This window comes from uncultured Eubacterium sp., assembly GCF_945980375.1.
Lineage (GTDB): Bacteria > Bacillota > Clostridia > Oscillospirales > Acutalibacteraceae > Eubacterium_R.
The window spans coordinates 1-3,439 of sequence record NZ_CAMFQO010000051.1 but is presented as its reverse complement, the minus strand read 5'-3'; the positions used below and the strand labels follow the sequence as shown (position 1 = coordinate 3,439).

4 protein-coding genes are annotated in these 3,439 nt (G+C 38.9%); 2 read left to right on the top strand and 2 right to left on the bottom strand.

Annotated features, from left to right (window positions below; genetic code table 11):
* Nucleotides 1-36: 36 nt before the first annotated feature.
* Together Q0P34_RS08355 and Q0P34_RS08350 are read right to left on the bottom strand one after the other, a co-directional pair.
* Complete coding sequence (locus Q0P34_RS08355; protein ID WP_294955359.1) at nucleotides 37-162, bottom strand: helix-turn-helix transcriptional regulator; 126 nt, start codon at nucleotides 160-162, stop codon at nucleotides 37-39.
* A 93-nt stretch (nucleotides 163-255) separates the two neighbouring features.
* Nucleotides 256-684 carry an SLOG family protein gene (locus Q0P34_RS08350; RefSeq protein ID WP_294955357.1) on the bottom strand — a complete coding sequence of 143 codons (429 nt, stop codon included), beginning with the start codon at nucleotides 682-684 and terminating at the stop codon, nucleotides 256-258.
* A gap of 632 nt (nucleotides 685-1,316) precedes the next feature.
* Here Q0P34_RS08350 and Q0P34_RS08345 point away from each other — a divergent pair.
* Complete coding sequence (locus Q0P34_RS08345; RefSeq protein WP_294955355.1) at nucleotides 1,317-2,339, top strand: glycerophosphodiester phosphodiesterase family protein; 1,023 nt, start codon at nucleotides 1,317-1,319, stop codon at nucleotides 2,337-2,339.
* A gap of 418 nt (nucleotides 2,340-2,757) precedes the next feature.
* A partial coding sequence (locus Q0P34_RS08340; RefSeq protein ID WP_294955353.1) for a 3-oxoacyl-ACP reductase family protein occupies nucleotides 2,758-3,439 on the top strand: 682 nt, incomplete at its 3' end.

Below are 3,439 nucleotides of genomic sequence, written 5' to 3'. Positions count from 1 at the left end.
TTGAGCAAAAGTCCGCGTGGGATTGATGTGGTATCTTTAACTTTGGGAAACTCCTTGTTCCCATTTGGAATACGATTGACGAGAAATACCAACTGCTTCGGCAACTTGTTCCTGCGATAAGCCTTTAAGGTTTCTTAAGTATAATAAATTATCCGAAAACATAAATACGCCCCCTTAACTATAAATTATTATAGCATTTAGGGAGCGTACTTTCCACCATATAAACTTGTCAGATAAGTAATTCTCTTGTTAAGTTTAACTGCATTGGTCGGCAACGTTTATTATTTCAAGACCATTTTGTTTTACATAATCAACAGTATATGCCGTGCCACCCTCGTGCTTTGTCAGAAAGCAAATGCAAGCAGAACTACAATCAACAAGGTGTCTGTTTCTTTTTTGCATACATCCGTTATGGTAATGCGGAGCAAGGACCTTTACCTTGTCAGCTCTCAACTTAATCTCATTATACACATCAATATCTTGTTGCTTCCAATATTTCGTTTGATTTTCACATGGCAACACTAAGATGAGTTTAACTTCGGGATGAGTTTCTTTCACCGACAAAACAGCCTGTGCAGCAATGGTATCAAACCCCAAAGCACCGCCTGTGCCGAAGTATTTGAAACCTTTAGAAACAAGCAGGGTAACGATAGCCTTCGTCTGTTCAAAGACCGTGTCGGGCATATATGGGGCAATGTTGCGATGCCCTGTAAAACAACATGTTTGGCTTTTATAATCCATTGAAATCACCGCAGAAAAGCAAAAAGAGCGTAGCCGAAGCTACGCCCAAAAAACACTTGCTTCAAACTTTCTGCGACGAAAATTTCATAGTCTGGAAAACCCAAGCGTATGACAAAGAAGCGTGTGTTTTTATCAAAAGATAAAAAGCCACGCTCGGGTTTTCGAAACTTAAAAATACTATAAAATTTTCGTCGCAAGATGATTATACCATTAAAGGTATCTGCAAGTCAAATGAATTGTTAACAAAACAAATTGCCCTCACTCTATTATAGAGCGAGAGCAATAAACTTAGTCTTCTTTAAGCCCTCATTATTTTTTGAAAAGTCTCTCAAATTTTTTGCTCATTTCAATTCGTGTTACGATTATGTTAATAATTGCGTTGCAATTAATGAAATATTTGTGTAAGTTCACAAGAGAAAAATGGATTTTTATTGAAAAATAGGAATATTATGATATACTGATATGTATATAATTATATTTTTTATAAATGAGGCGATAGCCGGTTCGAAGTTGTCGTCAAAGCCTGTCGACAAGGAGCATATGTTTGTATAAGAGTAATAAGAGAGGGAAAGATTATGAAAACAATGGAAAAGAAACGCTTCGGCGTAGGAAAGATTATACTTTGTATATTGGCGTGCATTATTTTTATTTTTGCTTTGGGCAAGGTGGTTTTTATTAATTGGCATTCAAGCCCTGAAAACATAATGAAATTCGATACGGATAACAAATACATAAATAATTCCTCAACACCGTATGTCAGTGCTCACAGAAGTGGTGGCGGAATCGAGCCTGAGGAGTCAATGATTGCATTTGAAAATTGCATTGAAAATCCTGATTTTAATGTTGATGTTTTCGAATTTGATTTGCATATCACAAAGGACAATGTTCTTATTTTGCTTCACGACGACACTCTTGAAAGAACAACCGATTGCGAAAGTGTTTTGGGTGTTGCCGATGCTGCACCGGAAAATTATACATACGACGAACTGCGCCGGCTAAACATCGGTGCAAAATTTGAAAATGAAAACGGTGAAATGCCCTATGCCGATATTCCACAAAATGATTTGCCTAATGAGTTGAAAATATTAAGAGTTGAGGACATACTTGATTATCTTATGGCACACGGTGATTTTGATTATATTATCGAAATCAAAAACAGTGGAGAGCTTGGCTGCAAGGGAGTAGATATTCTATATGGAATTTTGCAGGAAAGAAATTTGCTTGACGATGTGATTTTCGGCTCATTCCACGAGGAGGTTTCGCTCTATGTTGATGAGCATTATCCCGACTTGAAACGAAGTGCAACCATAAAAGAGGTTTTGAGTTTCTATACTGCTGCGATAAGGAATGACGAGGATTTTGAAGCAAATTATATCGCACTTCAAATCCCGTACAATATGCCGTGGCGAATAGCGGCAAATCTCGGTACGGCAAGAATGATTAACTATGCCCACGAGCATAATATCGCCGTTCAGTATTGGACGATAAATGACGAAAAGCAACTCGAATATCTCGCATCAATCGGTGCCGATTGTATTATGAGCGACTACCCCGACAGGCTTTATGAAATAATCCACGAAAGCGATAATAATAATTAAAAAAGAATAACCAAATGAAAACCGAGATTCTCATTTTTATTGAATCTCGGTTTTCTTGTAAAACAACTTTTTTCAGCCATTTTTAACATATTGTCAGATTGCCAGTAAGTCTTTCCAATTTTCAGGAAATCCCATTAACTCAATTTGTACATATTCATAATTATCAAACAGGTTTTCGATTTCGTCAACAAAATAATTCCAATGTTTGTCTGAAAATAGCCATTTCGATTTTCAAAATCAATAGATTTAAGCCTGATTTTTGGTATCTCTCAAATGTCTCTGTGAATTTTTTTGAACACTTAGATTAATGAGTAAAAATATTAGGCTATCATCACTTCTTGGAAAAATGTGATTTTATCACAGAGAGCGCCTCCAAAATGTGTTATACTATAAATACAAAACACAAGGAGGTATTCTTATGAGACTGAAAGATAAAGTTGCAATCATCACCGGAGGCAGCCGTGGCATTGGCTACGCTACCGCAGACAAATTTTTGAAGGAAGGTGCTACAGTAATCCTGACCGCAAGCTCACAAGGTTCTGCTGACAAAGCGGTTGCGCAGCTGAAAGAAAAGTACCCTGATGCAACAGTTGCGGGAATCAGTCCTAACCTGTCCAATTTGGAATCTGTCCGCAATGCGTTCCGAGAAGCTGCCTCAAAATACGGTTGCATTGATATTCTGGTGAACAATGCCGGTATATCCGAAAGCACTCCCTTTACCGAGTATACGGAGGAAACCTTTGATAAGGTTATGGATCTGAATGTAAAAGGCGTGTTCAATGCTACAAGAGCCGCCAGTGAGTGCATGATTGCAAAAGGTCAAGGTGTTATTCTCTCCACCTCCTCAATGGTCAGCATTTACGGCCAGCCCAGTGGCTTTGCTTATCCCGCATCCAAATTTGCTGTCAATGGCCTGACGGTTTCCCTTGCCCGAGAATTGGGTCCGAAGGGTATTCGAGTGAATGCAGTCGCTCCCGGTATTACCCTGACCGATATGATGAAGGCTGTTCCCAAGGAAGTAATTGATCCGCTCATCAAGCAGATTCCTCTGCGCCGCCTGGGTCAGCCGGAGGATATTGCCAATGCATTTGTGTTCCTGG

Excerpts from the sequence above, each read along its gene's own strand:
- Q0P34_RS08350 (WP_294955357.1), bottom strand. The coding sequence starts at position 684 with ATGCCCGACACGGTCTTTGAACAGACGAAGGCTATCGTTACCCTGCTT.
- Q0P34_RS08345 (WP_294955355.1), top strand. The coding sequence starts at position 1,317 with ATGAAAACAATGGAAAAGAAACGCTTCGGCGTAGGAAAGATTATACTT.
- Q0P34_RS08355 (WP_294955359.1), bottom strand. The coding sequence starts at position 162 with ATGTTTTCGGATAATTTATTATACTTAAGAAACCTTAAAGGCTTATCG.